We start from the raw sequence: 15,821 nt of genomic DNA on the forward strand, positions 1-15,821 counted from the left end.
GACAGCTGATAGAAACAGAAGCCACTGGAGCACCTCAAAAACACCATCATACACTAAATCAGTAAGTTGGCAGCATCACCGACATCACTGTAGGTATGGGAAAGATCCAACGTTAAAAAGTTTTCACGATATGGCGTCAGACTGTCATATATGGCATACCCATTCTTGTCCGTGGTCAGATAACGGTGACCTTGCACTGCTGCCCCTTCTAACCCAGGCGCTTTAATAATGGCAAGTGTATCTGAGAGGCGGTTGGTTAAATGTATGCCATCAGACCAGGCGACAATTCCCCCCTGGATATTCCCACCAGCCTGCCGGTATTTATTAGACTGGCTATAGCTGGCACCTACCGTCGCAACCGGTGCTCGCCACGTCAGGTTTCCACCTGCGCTTGTTTCATTATTTTGCCGCTGATGCGCAAGATTCGCGCCATAGCTAAATTGATCTCGACCACCCGCAATGCCGCTTAGGCTGGTATTATTCGACTGATAGCCTTCGTTATCAAACGTCGTTGAGTTTGAAACAAAGATATCGCGTTTCGTTGCCGTGACGCCATCGCCCCAGGAGAATGGGATGGAAATATAAATATTAAGACGCTTATCCTCCCGATTATCCTCATCATAACTCTGACTCGCAGACAAGGTATAACTAATACGCCGCCAGTCATTAGAATAACTCAACTGATAATCCTTTCCGCTGCCATTGCGTCCCCAATAATCACGCCATAATCCGCTCAGTGCCAGGTTCCCCCATCCCTCTGGTAACCCCTGGTTTATATTGACAGAAAAACTATTCTTACGACCAAAATCATTTTGGTAATAATCAGTGATGTCATACACATCATTGTTATCCCGATGATAGCTGTTTTTATTATTCGCCCAGACATGATCATTAAATGAACGGTAATCACGTGAAGAATAACGATAGGCTGCTAACGCGAACTGCGTACCTGTTTGTGAAACATATTTATTCCACGCTATCTGATAACTTTGACCATTAAAAACATCACCATTATCCTGTTTACTATGAGACTGAGTGGCATCCACAGAAACAGCACCAATATGTGTATTCCACCCTGTGCCTAATGTAAAGGCCTGGTAATGGTCAGACAGCATAGTGCCACCATATAATGTCAGTAGATTATTTAATCCATACTGATAATTGGCTTGCAAAAAATCCGTCTGCTTTGTCGCGCCTTCTATATGGCTACGCCCTGCCGCAATATCGTATTTTGATACGCCAGACTGTAGCATATTAGGTACAGATGAATAAGGCACAAGATAATGGGAAACTGAACCATCAGCTTCTTTTACACTGACATCCAAATCGGCACCACCTCCAGCAAGCTGTAGATCGGCAATCGCAAATGGGCCAGGCGGAACCTCTTTTTGATAGACAATAAAGCCATTCTGTTCAATGGTTACTAAAGCATGACTTTGTGCAATACCACGAACAATGGGTGTAAAGTTTTGTTTCGAATTGGGCAGCATTTGCATATCGCGCCAGATACGTATCCCGGTGAAACGTACAGAGTCAAACAGATCGGTTCCGGTATACATATCCCCGGCACGTAGCGTTCCTAATATTTCAGGGATGCCACGTTCCATATACAATGTATTATTTTTCCATTCTCCGCTGTCATCATTACTTTTCGTGAAGTTTGCATTCGAATGTAACTGCCAGCCAAACAGATTTAGCCCACTGTTCAGACTTACGTAGCTGTTTTCATCATTACCACCACTTTTATAATTACTGTAATACTGACTGGCATAATAAGACATGTATAGAGCATTAATGCCCCGATCCCAGGTTTCAGGTAACATATAACCCGGCTCGTATTCATTCACGTAGGCATGAGGCACCGTCAAATTTAGAGCAAACTGACTGATATCATAGCTAATATCCCCCCCCTGAACTGCGGCTCGTAGCGATACACAATCAACTTTCTTATCCACTTGAAGACCATCGGACTTAATACCAATCTGATGCAACTGAGCTATAGACAAGCAAGTATCATCAGGGTCATCCTGGATATTTAATTCGTAACGGCCACGCCACTGATTGTTAAGATAAACATCCATATCATAAAGGCCCGGCATCGGTTTATCTCCGTCGATCTGATAACGGGAAACCTTTTCACCTTTTAATCCGCCAAACATAAAGTGTGTGTCAAATGTTTCGGTTTCTCCCCATACCGGGGATATCACCAGCACAGAAAGGATCGCTAACGTAATGGAGTTTATCTTTAACATAACCAATCCTTGGGCTATCTATCCGTTTTTACTTTCTCACTCAAATAATTACCATGATCATCAATAAGTGTGACAGTATAATGATTAACGCCAACAGAAGTGCTTACTAATTTATCTGACCAGGGTGCAAGCACATAAGTTTCTTTATTAATTTTAGTTTTTCCAACAATTTCAGGGATGGTAATCCAGTTTGCTGAATTATTTTTGATGTTTATGCCGTTGTATGATTTACTAATCCGCAGACGAGAAAAGCTATTTTTATCTACAGAAGAAATTCCTTGTGGACGGTAGATAAACTTCACACGGTTTTGCATCGCAAATTTGATTACATTTTTCCCTTCCGTTTCTGCTGAATTTGGCGGGATATCCAACACATTGAGAAAGAACAGACTTTCACGATCACCCGGCAATCTATTTTCAAGTAATTTAATCTTCAGTTGTTGGCCAGAACCCGCAATCACTCGGGCGACTGGCGGTGACAGAACAAATGGCACCTGAATTTTTTCAGGTGGCAAACTGGTATCGCCATCATCAATCCATGACTGCACCAACGCGCTACGCGTACCTTCATTCATTAACTGTACAGTAATTTCTTTTTTCTGGGCTGGATAAATAATCCGTGTGCCGTAAATATAAATACCTGCCCACGCAGGCATTACAGCACCAGCCAATAATAATACCATTATCTTTCTCATGGTTAACTCACCTTATTATCAGAGAAATCGGCGGCGACAAAACGCCGCCGACTAAAAGGGTGTGTTAATCAGTTACTACCGTCAGCGTCAAAGAGGAGCTCACCTCACCCGCAGTTACATTATTTTGTCCAGCCAGATTAGCATAACGCGCTGAGAAGCTAAGCTCATATTTCCCATCATCACTTTTATCCAGGGAAATACCATTATCTGCATTAACCTTATTCCCGTCATAATAGACAGAGAAACCAGCGCCATTGTTTGATGCAGTATTCCGTGTAACAGAGGTATGTGAACTATCAAACTGTGAACGGGAGAAGGTAATACGAGGTGCATTATCACCCGTACACTCAACTTTCAACGGCGTGATAGTGGAGTTAGAATATCCATCATAAACGCCGCCAGCATTCAGTATATTTAAACGGTCCACCCCCACCTGGTTCATATCAATCTTTGCAGTTGCATCACCAACAAATTTACATGTTGTGCCAACAACTTTACCCGTAATAATCAGTTCGCCATAATCTGCATCCGCCGCAAAAACCCCGGCACTCATAAAAATAGCAGACAATACGGAGGCAGCAATAATTGAACGTTTCATAGTATCTTCCTTAATAAATGAATTTCTATTTGTTAAGAGGGATTAACTCTTGAAACTAAATTCTCACACACAAAACGTTATCGCAATGTAAACGTGTTGTTTTGTTGATTTAAAACAATTTACAGAATGCAATATAATTACAACAAATAAGTTGTACTAATTATCATTTTTAGAATTTATTAATAATCGTGATTTATCATTAAATACATTCAAAATATAAATAAAAAAGCCCACATCATTCATGAAAATAATGTGGGCTTTCTCGTATTCACGTTATTTTAGTCGTAGCGGTTTAAGACTATCTGGCGAGCAGAGCCTCCAGGCAGAGTGATAACTTCCGTTACAACGCCTCTGACCGGCATTGAGGCCGTTTCTCCTGCGTTTGTCAGATAGGTGTTATTACCGCAACGCTGTTGCAACTGAGTATCCACAACGTCAGCGTGACAGGTGGGGGTCGTGACGCTTCCGCTAATCGTGAGCGTCGCGGTATCAGAGGCAAAAACAGGAGAACTCATTCCATAAGCCAGAACTATAATTCCCATCAGCAAAGGATTCTTCATGTTTAGCGTTAATCCTGTCGTAAAAGAGAGCGCAGCACAGTTTATCTTCATAGGAAATTATGCTCGCTGGTTCAGCGTAAGACCAATCGAGATAATAAATTAATAAGATAGCTATGATCAATTCAAATGATGTATTTGGCGATTTTTTAAGAAAAGCGCCCAATTAATGAAGGGAAAATAAATAATAGCGTGATGATTATTTCATTAATATATTCACCGCATCAATATATTTCTGATGCGGTGAATAGCCGTCATCCTGACGGTTCAGGCGAAATTAAACCGCGCGGAAAGCTATTTCTCCGGGAATAACCTCACCCTGCCAGTACAGTTGCGCCGCAACGCGCCCTGCCAGTTCGCGGTATATCGCGGTAAACTCACTGTCGGGACGGCTGATTACCGTCGGCGTTCCGCGATCGAGATCTTCACGCAGGCTGATATGCAACGGCATCTGCCCCAGCAGTTGAGTACGGTACTGCTCGGCCAGTTTCTGTGCGCCGCCGGTGCCAAAAATTGGCTCATGGTGACCGCAGTTGCTACAGATATGCATACTCATGTTTTCAACAATCCCGAGCACCGGTACTTCGACCTTCTCGAACATCACAATGCCTTTTTTGGCATCAATAAGCGCGATGTCCTGCGGCGTGGTAACGACAACCGCGCCTGTCACCGGAATGTTCTGCGCCAGCGTCAATTGAATGTCACCGGTTCCCGGCGGCATATCCAGTACCAGATAATCCAGATCCGGCCACAACGTTTCCTGCAACATCTGCATCAGCGCTTTGCTGGCCATCGGGCCGCGCCATACCATCGCATTGTCATCCGTCACCAGATAGCCGATGGAGTTGGTCGCCAGACCGTGAGACATAATCGGCGCCATATGGGTGCCGTCCGGCGAAGTTGGGCGCTGATTCTCAGCCCCCAGCATGGTCGGGATAGACGGGCCGTAGATATCAGCATCCAGAATACCGACTTTCGCCCCTTCCGCCGCCAGCGCTAACGCCAGGTTAACAGCGGTAGACGATTTTCCCACGCCGCCTTTACCGGAACTGACGGCGATAATGTTCTTCACGCCGTTAATGCCAGGCTGATTTTTAACGCGCTTCAGCGTCGCGATGTTATGCGACAGCTTCCAGTCAATGGCTTTCGCGCCCGTAATCCGCAGTAAATCGGCGCTGCATTGCTCTTTTAACACCTCAAACGCGCTGTGCCAGACAAACGGCATGACCAGCTCAACGTGCAGCGTGTCATCCAGCCAGGCGACATGGTGCAACGCTTTCAACGTCGTCAGGTTATGCTTCAGGGTTGGGTGCTGAAAATTCGCCAGCGTCCCGGCGACCATCGCGCGCAGGGTCTCTGGTGATTTAGCCTGGGATTGTGCGTTCATCCCGACTCCTTTTTATCGTTATGAAAAGTACAATTGTAACTTTCTAGTTTACTCCTGCGGTAATAATTATTCATTTATGGATTAATGCCCTTATCACTTGGCGTAGTTATTCCCTTTCAGGTAACATCAGAACCCCCTTTTACTAGAGAAGAAGTAATACCTACTATGACTCAAGTCGCGAAGAAAATTCTGGTAACGTGCGCGCTGCCGTACGCCAACGGCTCCATCCACCTCGGCCATATGCTGGAGCACATCCAGGCTGATGTCTGGGTCCGTTACCAGCGAATGCGCGGCCACCAGGTCAACTTCATCTGCGCGGACGACGCACACGGCACCCCTATCATGCTGAAAGCACAGCAGTTGGGTATTACGCCAGAGCAGATGATTGGTGAAATGAGTCAGGAGCATCAGACTGATTTCGCAGGCTTTAACATCAGCTATGACAACTACCACTCAACGCACAGCGAAGAGAACCGCGAGCTGTCCGAGCTGATTTACACCCGCCTGAAAGAGAACGGTTTCATTAAGAACCGCACCATCTCTCAGCTCTACGATCCAGAAAAAGGCATGTTCCTGCCGGATCGTTTTGTAAAAGGCACCTGCCCGAAATGTAAGTCTCCAGATCAGTACGGCGATAACTGCGAAGTGTGCGGCGCGACCTATAGCCCGACCGAGCTTATCGAGCCGAAATCCGTGGTTTCCGGCGCTACGCCGGTGATGCGCGACTCTGAGCACTTCTTCTTTGACCTGCCCTCTTTCAGCGAAATGTTGCAGGCGTGGACCCGCAGCGGCGCGTTGCAGGAGCAGGTGGCGAACAAAATGCAGGAGTGGTTTGAATCCGGCCTGCAACAGTGGGATATCTCCCGTGACGCGCCATACTTCGGTTTTGAAATCCCGAATGCGCCGGGCAAATTTTTCTACGTCTGGCTAGATGCGCCGATCGGCTACATGGGTTCATTCAAGAATCTGTGCAACAAGCGCGGCGATCTGACCAGCTTTGACGACTACTGGAAGAAAGATTCTGACGCCGAGCTGTACCATTTCATCGGTAAGGATATCGTTTACTTCCACAGCCTGTTCTGGCCGGCCATGCTGGAAGGCAGCGGTTTCCGCAAACCGACCAACCTGTTCGTTCACGGCTATGTAACGGTGAACGGCGCGAAGATGTCTAAATCGCGCGGCACCTTTATTAAGGCCAGCACCTGGCTGAACCATTTTGACGCCGACAGCCTGCGCTATTACTACACGGCGAAGCTCTCTTCCCGCATCGATGACATCGACCTGAATCTGGAAGACTTCGTGCAGCGCGTCAACGCGGATATCGTCAACAAAGTCGTCAACCTGGCTTCCCGTAACGCGGGCTTTATCAACAAGCGTTTCGATGGCGTACTGGCTGCTGAACTGGCCGATCCCGCGCTGTACAAAACCTTCACCGACGCAGCAGCGGTCATCGGCGAAGCGTGGGAAAGCCGCGAATTCGGTAAAGCGATCCGTGAAATTATGGCGCTGGCGGACATGGCTAACCGCTATGTTGATGAACAGGCGCCGTGGGTTGTCGCGAAACAGGAAGGCCGCGATGCCGACCTGCAAGCGATCTGCTCGATGGGCATCAACCTGTTCCGCGTGCTGATGACGTACCTGAAGCCGGTTCTGCCAACGCTGAGCGAACGTGTGGAAGCGTTCCTGAACACCGAGTTGAACTGGGATGCAATCGCGCAACCGCTGCTAGGCCACAAGGTTAACGCCTTCAAAGCGCTGTATAACCGCATCGACATGAAACAGGTTGATGCGCTGGTTGAAGCCTCGAAAGAAGAGGTGAAAGCGGCGGCGGCGCCAGTTACCGGCCCGCTGGCAGACGACCCGATTCAGGAAACCATTACCTTTGACGATTTCGCTAAGGTCGATCTGCGCGTGGCGCTGATTGAAAACGCTGAGTTCGTTGAGGGTTCTGACAAACTGCTGCGTCTGACGCTGGATCTGGGCGGCGAAAAGCGCAACGTCTTCTCCGGCATCCGTTCCGCGTACCCTGACCCGCAGGCGCTGATTGGTCGCCATACGGTGATGGTCGCCAACCTGGCCCCGCGTAAAATGCGCTTCGGCATCTCTGAAGGGATGGTGATGGCCGCCGGTCCTGGCGGGAAAGATATCTTCCTGTTAAGCCCGGATGACGGTGCGAAGCCAGGCCAGCAGGTGAAATAAACAAAAAAGCCGGAGACATTCTCCGGCTTTTTTATTCCAGAACGCCAGCGAACCACGCCGTAGGTCTGGTAAGCGAAGCACCATCAGGCGCAAACGCCGGATGACGGTGCAAACACCTTATCCGGCCTACCGCTTATCTTATTACGCTTTCTTCTCGTGCTGACGCGCCGCCAGCCCGCGCAGGAAATAGCGCAAGAACTGATCGCCGCACTCGCGGAAGTTTTTATGCTCCGGGGCGCGCATCATCGCCGTGATTTCCGGCATCGAGACGCGGAATTTTTGCTCCGTCAGAATCGCAAGGATATCGTCGGTTTTCAGCGAGAACGCGATACGCAGCTTTTTCAGCACAATATTATTGTTAACGCGGCGCTCCGGCTCCAGCGCTGGCGCGGACTCATCTTTACCACGCTTTTCGTAAATCAGCCCATTCAGGAAAGCAGAGAGGATGATATCCGGGCAACGTTGAAAGCCCTCTTCCTCTTCTTTACGCAACCAGACAGCAATCTGTTCCGCAGTGGCTTCGGCATTACCCAGCGCCAGAATGCGCACCAGATCGTTATTGTTTGCTTTCAGGATGTAGCGCACGCTACGCAGAATATCGTTACTCAGCATGGGGCCTTCGGGTGTTAATGAGGCAAAAAATCATTTTAGCAGTCTTTTACAGCCCAATCGCCTCTTTTAAACTTTTCAGGTAGCGACGGCTGACAGGAACCGTTAAACCGTTGCGCAAAATCAGCTCGGCCTGACCATTATCCTCCAGACGAATTTCCTGCAACTGCGCCATATTCACCAGATACTGACGATGGCAGCGCAATAACGGTGTGCGGCTCTCCAGCGTTCGCAGCGTCAATTCGGTAAACCCTTCCTTCCCCTCGCTGCTGGTTACGTACACGCCGCTCATCCGGCTGCTGACAAACGCCACGTCATCCATTTGCAACAGATAAATACGGCTGTGTCCGGTGCAGGGAATGAATTTCAACGCTTGTTGATTTTCCGGCAGCACCGAAACGTCCTGCATGTTTCGTTCCTGTCGCAGACGCGCCAACGTTTTCTCCAGCCGCTTCTCTTCAATGGGCTTAAGCAGATAGTCAAAAGCGTGCTCTTCAAACGCTTTAATGGCGTATTCGTCAAAAGCGGTCAGAAAAACAATGTACGGTCGATGTTCTGGATCGAGCATCCCGACCATTTCCAGCCCGCTGATGCGCGGCATCTGGATGTCGAGAAACAGCACGTCCGGGTGCAGCTTATGCACCGCGCCAATCGCCTCTACCGCATTCGAGCACTCACCCACAATCTCAATATCACTTTGTTCCTGTAACAGAATCCGCAGATTTTCCCGCGCTAACGGCTCATCATCCACAATCAGCACTTTAATCATGCGTTTTCCTCCAGGGGAAGTCGTAAGGTTATCCGGGTAAAGAGATCGGGTTCGCAGGCCACGTTGATGCCGTAATCATCGCCAAAGCGTTCGCGCAGCCGTTTATCCACCAGGTTCATCCCCAGGCCGCTGGCATTGGTCGTGGGCTGGTACAATCCGGCGTTATCCTCAATGTCCAGCATCAGGTGCTGCCCATCCTGTCTGGCCGTAATGGAGACTTCGCCAGTGCCAAGCAGTTGCGACGTGCCGTGCTTAATGGCGTTTTCCACAATCGGTTGCAGAGTGAACGCAGGCAGTTGCTGGTGCGAAAGTTCCTCCGGCACGTTTAAATTCACCTGCAACCGCGCCTGGAAGCGCGCCTTCTCAATTTGCAAATAGGCATTCACATGCTCAATTTCATCGGCAAGGGTCACAATCTCCGAGGGGCGCTTTAAGTTCTTGCGAAAGAAGGTCGAGAGATACTGCACCAGTTGGCTGGCCTGTTCGCTGTCGCGGCGCACCACCGCTTTAATGGTGTTAAGCGCGTTAAACAGGAAATGAGGATTCACCTGCGCATGCAAAAGTTTAATTTCCGACTGTGTGAGCAGCGCTTTCTGGCGTTCATACTGCCCGGCCAGAATCTGCGCCGACAGCAGTTGCGCAATCCCCTCGCCCAGCGTTCGGTTGATGGAGCTAAAGAGCCGGTTTTTGGCTTCATACAGTTTGATGGTGCCCATCACGCGTTGGTTTTCGCCGCGCAGCGGAATCACCAGCGTTGAGCCTAATTTGCACTGCGGATGCAACGAGCAGCGGTAAGGCACTTCGTTACCATCGGCATACACCACCTCACCGGTCTCAATCGCTTTCAGCGTGTAGCTTGATGAAATAGGTTTCCCCGGCAGGTGGTGATCGTCGCCAATGCCGGTAAACGCCAGCAGTTTATCGCGATCGGTGATCGCTACTGCGCCGATGTCCAGTTCCTGATACAACACCTGGGCCACCTTCATGCTGTTCACTTCGTTAAAGCCCTGACGAAGGATACCCTCCGTGGAGGCCGCTACTTTCAGCGCGGTGGCGGAAAACGCCGAAGTGTATTTTTCAAACATCGCACGTTTGTCGAGCAAAATGCGCATAAACAGCGCCGCTCCGACGGTGTTAGTCACCATCATGGGCGCGGCAATACTGCTTACCAGATGCAACGCATCTTCAAAAGGTCGGGCGATCAACAAAATGATCAGCATTTGCACCAGTTCAGCGACGAAGGTAATCGCCCCGGCCGTTAACGGGCTGAAGACTTTATCGGTGCGCCCGCGACGGATCAGCACGCTATGCACCAGACCGCCTAACAACCCTTCGACAATGGTGGAGATCATGCAGCTCAGCGCCGTCATCCCGCCCATCGAATAACGGTGTAAACCGCCGGTGAGTCCGACCAGGCCGCCGACCACAGGCCCGCCCAGCAAGCCGCCCATCACGGCACCAATCGCACGGGTATTGGCAATGGAATCTTCGATGTGCAACCCAAACCAGGTGCCCATAATGCAGAAAATAGAGAAGACGATATAACAGAGAAATTTATGCGGCAGGCGAACGGTAACCTGCATTAACGGGATGAATAAACGTGTTTTACTCATTAACCACGCAATGACCAGAAACACGCACATCTGCTGAAGCAGCAGCAACACCAGATTAAACTCGTACATACCCGCAAACCACACATCTCTTAAAAACGCGTAACATACATTGGCTGCGCTTATCTTTCTTTGAACTGTTGCAAAAAAACATGAATTCGTGAGAACGATCACTCAAAAGCGCACGTCAGGCCACAATCTCACCCGCGACCTGATTAAAAAACAGACAAAACTACCTGGTTCGTAAAAGAGCGTCTAAAGTAAAACTGGGACCTCGCGAGCAAGGGTGAAACGATGGCGCTTTACACAATAGGTGAAGTGGCTTTGCTTTGTGATATCAACCCTGTCACGTTACGCGCGTGGCAGAGGCGTTACGGATTATTAAAGCCCCAGCGAACAGACGGGGGGCACCGCCTGTTTAATGACGCCGATATCGACAGGATTCGGGAGATTAAACGCTGGATTGATAACGGCGTGCAGGTCAGTAAGGTCAAGGTGCTGCTCAGCAACGATAACATCGATGTGCAAAACGGCTGGCGCGAACAGCAGGAGACGCTGCTGCACTATTTGCAAAGCAACAATCTGCATAGCCTCAGGCTATGGATTAAAGAACGTGGGCAGGATTACCCCGCCCAGACGCTCACCACGCACCTGTTTACTCCTCTGCGACGACGCTTACAGTGCCAGCAACCCACTCTCCAGGCGCTGCTCGGCATCCTTGACGGCATCTTGATCAATTACATTGCGATTTGTCTTGCCTCCGCGCGCAAAAAACAGGGGAAAGACGCGCTGGTGGTCGGCTGGAATATTCACGATACCACCCGGCTGTGGCTGGAAGGCTGGGTCGCCAGCCAGCAAGGATGGCGCGTCGATGTGCTGGCTCACTCGCTGAACCAGCTTCGCCCGGAGCTGTTTGACGGCAGGACGCTGCTTATCTGGTGCGGCGAGACGCAGACGCCCGCGCAGCAGCAGCAACTCAATGCCTGGCGCGCGCAGGGGCACGATATTTACCCGCTGGGCCTGTAGCCTTACCGGATGGCAGCACCAATGCGTGATCAGACATTCTGCGCATTTAATGATTCATTAACAAACGTGCTTTACGGTACAATCCTTTTGTTAACATAAGGAGTGCACAATGCGCGCAGCTAAAATCGGTGTGATTACCCTCTTCCTGCTGATGGCTATCGGCGGTATCGGCGGCGTGATGCTCGCTGGCTATACGTTTATTTTACGTGCCGGTTAAGGCGCAGCACCAGACGCTCGAACAGGCGATCGACAATGATCGCCGCCAGCGCGACCAGTAAAGCCCCCTGAATCACATAGGCGGTGTTAAAGCCGCTCAGCCCGATGATAATCGGCGTGCCGAGCGTGCTGGCGCCCACCGTCGAGGCGATCGTCGCAGTCCCAATATTGATGATCACCGAGGTGCGAATCCCCGCCAGAATCACCGGCGCGGCCAGCGGCAGTTCGACTTTCCACAGTTGCTGTCCCCGGCTCATCCCCATCCCGCGCGCCACGCTCATGACGCTGGCGGGAATCGCCCCCAGCCCGGCGAGCGTAGCCTGCAATATCGGCAAAACCCCGTAGAGGATCAGCGCGATAATGGCTGGCTCCTGACCAAACCCCATCACCGGAACGGCTATCGCCAGCACCGCGACCGGCGGAAAGGTCTGCCCGACGGCGGCGATGGTTTCCACCAGCGGGCGAAACTCTGCCCCCCATGAGCGGGTGACCGCAATCCCCGCCCCGACGCCAACCGCCACAGCAATCAGGCTTGATACGCCCACCAGCCAGAAATGGGCCAGCGCCAGCGCCATAAAGCTTTCTTGCTGGTAAACCGGTCGTGGCAACTGCGGAAACAGCGCGCCAAACACCGCCTGGCTGTACGGCAGCCCCGCAAGCAGCGCCAGAAAAGCGACAATAAGCCAGAGCAGCGGATCAGACAGTCGTTTCACCGGGCAACGCCTCCGAAAGCAGATCGCGAAAATGGAGCGTCCCGCAGGGAGCGCCCTGCTGATCCACCACCGGCAATACGTCGCACCCTCGCGCCACAAAGACAGACAGCGCATCGCGCAGCGTCATCTCTTCCGCCAGCGCGTCACCGCCCACTTGCTCATGACGACGCACATAATCCCCCACGCTGCGCAGCGACAGCAGCCGCACGCCTAGTTCGCTGCGCCCAAAAAACGCCTGTACAAAATCATTCGCCGGCGCGGTCAGCATTTCCAGCGGCGTGCCCTGCTGTACCACTTCGCCGCCATCCATCAGCACCAGATGCTCCGCCAGACGCAGCGCCTCGTCGATATCGTGCGTCACCAGCACGATGGTGCGGCCAAGCAGCCGGTGAATACGGGTCATCTCCTGCTGAAGCGCCCCGCGCGTTACCGGGTCCAGCGCGCCAAACGGCTCATCCATCAGCAATACCTGCGGATCGGCAGCCAGCGCACGGGCCACCCCAACGCGCTGCTGTTGCCCGCCAGAGAGCTGGTGCGGATAACGGTGACGCAAATTCACGTCCAGCCCCAGCAGCGCCATCAGTTCTTCCGTGCGGTCATCAATACGCGAGCGCGACCACTTTTGCAGTTGCGGTACGGTGGCAATGTTTTGCGCCACCGTCCAGTGCGGGAAAAGGCCGATCGACTGGATGGCGTACCCCATGCGACGACGCAGTTCCAGCACCGGCAAGCTGCGGATCTCTTCCCCGGCAAAACGGATCACCCCGCTGTCATGCTCCACCAGGCGGTTAATCATCTTCAGCGTGGTGGATTTTCCCGACCCCGATGTGCCAATCAACACTGAAAAGCTGCCTTCGCGAAAATGCAGATTGAGGTCGTTGACGGCCTTCTGCGCACCGAAGGTTTTGCTGACATGGCTAAATTCAATCATCATTCGTTACCTTCAGGAGTGCGATCCATAAATCAAACAGCGCGTCGATCAGCACGGCCAGCGCAATGACCGGGATCACCCCCAGCAGAACCAGATCAACGGCGCTGCTGAGCAGTCCCTGAAAGACCAGGGCGCCAAACCCTCCCGCCCCAATCAGGGCGGCGATGACCGCCATCCCCACCGTTTGCACCATGACCACGCGCAGGCTGCGTAAAAAAACCGGCAACGCCAGCGGCAGTTGTACATGGATAAAGCGTTGAGAAGCGCTCATCCCCATCGCCCGCGCGCTTTCCAGCACGTCTCGCGGCACCTGGTTAAGCCCGGCAACCACGCCGCGCACCAGCGGCAGTAACGCATAGAGCACCAGCGCAATCAGGGCGGGCGTTAACCCGGTTCCCGCCACGCCAAGCGTTCCCAGCCAGGGCCACGCCTTCACCAGCCCGGCAAGCGGGGCAATCAGCAGGCCAAACAGCGCAACGGAAGGGATGGTCTGGATAACATTCAGAACGGCAAAGACCGGCCCCTGCCGCGCCGTTGCAAACGAGCACCAGATGCCCAGCGGTACGCCAATCAGCAACGCGGGCAACACGGTTCCCGCCAGCAGCGTCAGGTGCTGAACCAGCGCATTATCAAAAATATCCTGCCGGTTCGCGTACTCTTTGAGTAAAGAGAGATCGTTGAATGCGCCGGTGAGCAGCAGCGCCAGCGGTAAGAGCGCAATTTGCGCATGCAGAAACCAGCGCCAGAGCGGTTGGGCAGTGATACGGCGAATGGCATCGCTACAGGCCAGCAGGGTAAGCCCAAGACCCAGCCACAGGCCGCTCCCCAGGCTGGTGCGCGCCAGCGGGCTGCCGGCCTGCGCCAGATGCGTTGCCGCTTTTCCCACGCTCCAGAGCATGGCGATCACCAGCGCCTGCGCCAGCACAAGCGTCAGCACGCTGCCCTTTTTCCCAGGGACAAAACACAACACCAGCAATGCGCACCCGGCGCCCGCCAGCAGAGAAACCGAACCCGGCCAGATATCCCAGATCTGACGTCCCTCCCCTGACACCAGGCGATTGGGGGCGTAGTTGACGAAAGGCAGCGCGGCGGCAACCCCCGTCAGGATCACCAACAGCAGCAACACACGGTTAAGACTGACTTTTGACACCTTACTGACCTGATACAAAATGTGTTACTTCACCCAGCCTTTTTGCTTCAGGTAATCTGCCGCGACTTTTTTCGCATCCAGCCCTTCAACGGCGATACTGGCATTCAACTGTTGCAACGTTTTTTCATCCAGGCTGGCAAAGACCGGCTGCAACCATTCCGCCATCTGCGGATATTCTTTTAGCACCGACTCACGAACCACCGGAGCAGGCGCATAAATAGGCTGGACGCCTTGCGGATCGCTCAGTGTTTGCAGCCCCAGCGCCGCAACCGGGCCGTCGGTGCCATAGGCCATTGCCGCGTTTACGCCGGACGTTTGCTGGGCGGCCGCTTTAATGGTCACCGCCGTATCGCCGCCAGCCAGCGACAGCAACTGGTTCTGATTCAGTTTAAAATCGTAGGCTTTTTCAAAGGCAGGCAGCGCATCGGCGCGTTCGATAAACTCGGCGGAGGCGGCCAGCTTGAACGTTCCGCCCTCTTTCAGATAGCGTCCGAGATCCGCAAGCGAAACCAGTTTATTCTTTTCCGCAACATCCTGGCGCACCGCAATCGTCCAGGTATTGTTTGCAGGCGCTGGCGTTAACCAGACCAACTTGTTCTGCTCAGCATCCAGTTTTTTGACTTTTTCAAACCCCGCCTGTGCGTTTTTCCATGCCGGATCGTTTTCGTCTTTAAAGAAGAATGCGCCGTTTCCGGTATATTCCGGGTAAATATCCAGCTCGCCAGAGGTAATCGCACCGCGTACTACCGGGGTTGTACCCAGTTGCACTTTATTCACCGTTTTAACGCCGTGGCTTTCCAGCACCTGTAAAATCAGGTTGCCAAGCAAGGCGCCTTCCGTATCGATTTTTGATCCGACCGTTACGGGTGATGCGGCCTGCAACGGCAGACTGACCGCCGCTAACAGCAGCAGCGCCCCCGCCCCTGTTTTTGAAATTGTCATGCTGCTTTCCTCATTCTTTTACATCCCTTTTCAGAGACTTGAGGAAAAAGCATAGTTGAAAAATAGCAGAGCGACAAAAGGCAGAGGCAATTCGCAGGCCGGATAAGCGCAAGCGCCATCCGGCAATCAGGCGCACCGGTGCCGGATAGCGACGCTAACGCGTCTTA

The 15,821-nt window shown here is 52.1% G+C and carries 14 protein-coding genes and 1 pseudogene; 3 read left to right on the forward strand and 12 right to left on the reverse strand.

Annotation, left to right across the window (positions count from 1 at the left end):
• Positions 1-65: 65 nt before the first annotated feature.
• The 5 genes and pseudogenes from OGV50_RS02095 to apbC all read right to left on the reverse strand — a co-directional run.
• Positions 66-2,252, reverse strand: a pseudogene (locus OGV50_RS02095) (fimbrial biogenesis outer membrane usher protein); the annotation flags it as partial.
• A 14-nt stretch (positions 2,253-2,266) separates the two neighbouring features.
• On the reverse strand, positions 2,267-2,947 hold the full coding sequence (locus tag OGV50_RS02100; RefSeq protein ID WP_110494039.1) for a fimbrial assembly chaperone: 681 nt from the start codon (positions 2,945-2,947) through the stop codon (positions 2,267-2,269).
• 64 nt (positions 2,948-3,011) lie between these two features.
• The gene (yehD, locus tag OGV50_RS02105; RefSeq protein ID WP_112001920.1) at positions 3,012-3,545 is read right to left on the reverse strand and encodes a fimbrial protein YehD; all 534 of its coding nucleotides are present in this window, start codon (positions 3,543-3,545) and stop codon (positions 3,012-3,014) included.
• A 278-nt stretch (positions 3,546-3,823) separates the two neighbouring features.
• Positions 3,824-4,105 (reverse strand): YehE family protein, encoded by a 282-nt coding sequence (locus OGV50_RS02110; protein ID WP_112001919.1) that lies wholly within the window; start codon positions 4,103-4,105, stop codon positions 3,824-3,826.
• A 274-nt stretch (positions 4,106-4,379) separates the two neighbouring features.
• A complete protein-coding gene (gene apbC, locus OGV50_RS02115; protein ID WP_012131650.1) occupies positions 4,380-5,489 on the reverse strand; it encodes an iron-sulfur cluster carrier protein ApbC in 1,110 nt (369 codons plus the stop codon).
• A 165-nt stretch (positions 5,490-5,654) separates the two neighbouring features.
• On the opposite strand from apbC, the gene metG reads away from it, so the two are divergent.
• Positions 5,655-7,688 (forward strand): methionine--tRNA ligase, encoded by a 2,034-nt coding sequence (gene metG / locus OGV50_RS02120; protein WP_101744021.1) that lies wholly within the window; start codon positions 5,655-5,657, stop codon positions 7,686-7,688.
• A 141-nt stretch (positions 7,689-7,829) separates the two neighbouring features.
• Here the strand turns inward: metG and OGV50_RS02125 are convergent, their stop codons facing one another.
• The 3 genes from OGV50_RS02125 to OGV50_RS02135 are packed head-to-tail and all read right to left on the reverse strand — an operon-like array spanning position 7,830 to position 10,748.
• Complete coding sequence (locus tag OGV50_RS02125; protein ID WP_012131648.1) at positions 7,830-8,300, reverse strand: YehS family protein; 471 nt, start codon at positions 8,298-8,300, stop codon at positions 7,830-7,832.
• Between the two features lie 46 nt (positions 8,301-8,346).
• Positions 8,347-9,066, reverse strand: a complete 720-nt coding sequence (gene btsR, locus OGV50_RS02130; protein ID WP_012131647.1) for a two-component system response regulator BtsR — start codon at positions 9,064-9,066, stop codon at positions 8,347-8,349.
• Positions 9,063-10,748, reverse strand: a complete 1,686-nt coding sequence (locus OGV50_RS02135) for a sensor histidine kinase (RefSeq protein WP_012131646.1) — start codon at positions 10,746-10,748, stop codon at positions 9,063-9,065. The genes btsR and OGV50_RS02135 overlap by 4 nt, the downstream gene beginning before the upstream one ends.
• Before the next feature lie 222 nt (positions 10,749-10,970).
• Here OGV50_RS02135 and mlrA point away from each other — a divergent pair, with 222 nt between their 5' ends.
• Positions 10,971-11,702, forward strand: a complete 732-nt coding sequence (gene mlrA / locus OGV50_RS02140) for an HTH-type transcriptional regulator MlrA (protein ID WP_012131645.1) — start codon at positions 10,971-10,973, stop codon at positions 11,700-11,702.
• A 109-nt stretch (positions 11,703-11,811) separates the two neighbouring features.
• Entirely contained in the window at positions 11,812-11,919 is a 108-nt protein-coding gene (locus OGV50_RS02145) for a protein YohO (RefSeq protein WP_047462533.1), read from the forward strand.
• Here OGV50_RS02145 and OGV50_RS02150 read toward each other — a convergent pair.
• From OGV50_RS02150 to osmF, 4 genes are read right to left on the reverse strand one after another with little or no spacing between them, the layout of a single operon-like run.
• The gene (locus OGV50_RS02150) at positions 11,900-12,631 is read right to left on the reverse strand and encodes an ABC transporter permease (protein WP_049011719.1); all 732 of its coding nucleotides are present in this window, start codon (positions 12,629-12,631) and stop codon (positions 11,900-11,902) included. The two genes, OGV50_RS02145 and OGV50_RS02150, sit on opposite strands and share 20 nt — an antisense overlap.
• The gene (locus OGV50_RS02155; protein ID WP_110494897.1) at positions 12,615-13,562 is read right to left on the reverse strand and encodes an ABC transporter ATP-binding protein; all 948 of its coding nucleotides are present in this window, start codon (positions 13,560-13,562) and stop codon (positions 12,615-12,617) included. Before OGV50_RS02155 ends, OGV50_RS02150 begins: the two co-directional genes overlap by 17 nt.
• Positions 13,555-14,712, reverse strand: a complete 1,158-nt coding sequence (locus OGV50_RS02160; RefSeq protein WP_200090823.1) for an ABC transporter permease — start codon at positions 14,710-14,712, stop codon at positions 13,555-13,557. The genes OGV50_RS02155 and OGV50_RS02160 overlap by 8 nt, the downstream gene beginning before the upstream one ends.
• Before the next feature lie 24 nt (positions 14,713-14,736).
• Positions 14,737-15,654 carry a glycine betaine ABC transporter substrate-binding protein OsmF gene (osmF, locus tag OGV50_RS02165; RefSeq protein ID WP_012131641.1) on the reverse strand — a complete coding sequence of 306 codons (918 nt, stop codon included), beginning with the start codon at positions 15,652-15,654 and terminating at the stop codon, positions 14,737-14,739.
• Positions 15,655-15,821 lie beyond the last annotated feature (167 nt).

Origin of the sequence: Citrobacter sp. CK180, from assembly GCF_030333655.1 — a bacterium.
In the GTDB taxonomy this organism is placed as follows: domain Bacteria; phylum Pseudomonadota; class Gammaproteobacteria; order Enterobacterales; family Enterobacteriaceae; genus Citrobacter_B; species Citrobacter_B koseri.

Coding starts and splice junctions, on each gene's coding strand:
- OGV50_RS02100 (WP_110494039.1), bottom strand. CDS start 2,947: ATGAGAAAGATAATGGTATTATTATTGGCTGGTGCTGTAATGCCTGCG.
- yehD (WP_112001920.1), bottom strand. CDS start 3,545: ATGAAACGTTCAATTATTGCTGCCTCCGTATTGTCTGCTATTTTTATG.
- OGV50_RS02110 (WP_112001919.1), bottom strand. CDS start 4,105: ATGAAGAATCCTTTGCTGATGGGAATTATAGTTCTGGCTTATGGAATG.
- apbC (WP_012131650.1), bottom strand. CDS start 5,489: ATGAACGCACAATCCCAGGCTAAATCACCAGAGACCCTGCGCGCGATG.
- metG (WP_101744021.1), top strand. CDS start 5,655: ATGACTCAAGTCGCGAAGAAAATTCTGGTAACGTGCGCGCTGCCGTAC.
- OGV50_RS02125 (WP_012131648.1), bottom strand. CDS start 8,300: ATGCTGAGTAACGATATTCTGCGTAGCGTGCGCTACATCCTGAAAGCA.
- btsR (WP_012131647.1), bottom strand. CDS start 9,066: ATGATTAAAGTGCTGATTGTGGATGATGAGCCGTTAGCGCGGGAAAAT.
- OGV50_RS02135 (WP_012131646.1), bottom strand. CDS start 10,748: ATGTACGAGTTTAATCTGGTGTTGCTGCTGCTTCAGCAGATGTGCGTG.
- mlrA (WP_012131645.1), top strand. CDS start 10,971: ATGGCGCTTTACACAATAGGTGAAGTGGCTTTGCTTTGTGATATCAAC.
- OGV50_RS02145 (WP_047462533.1), top strand. CDS start 11,812: ATGCGCGCAGCTAAAATCGGTGTGATTACCCTCTTCCTGCTGATGGCT.
- OGV50_RS02155 (WP_110494897.1), bottom strand. CDS start 13,562: ATGATTGAATTTAGCCATGTCAGCAAAACCTTCGGTGCGCAGAAGGCC.
- osmF (WP_012131641.1), bottom strand. CDS start 15,654: ATGACAATTTCAAAAACAGGGGCGGGGGCGCTGCTGCTGTTAGCGGCG.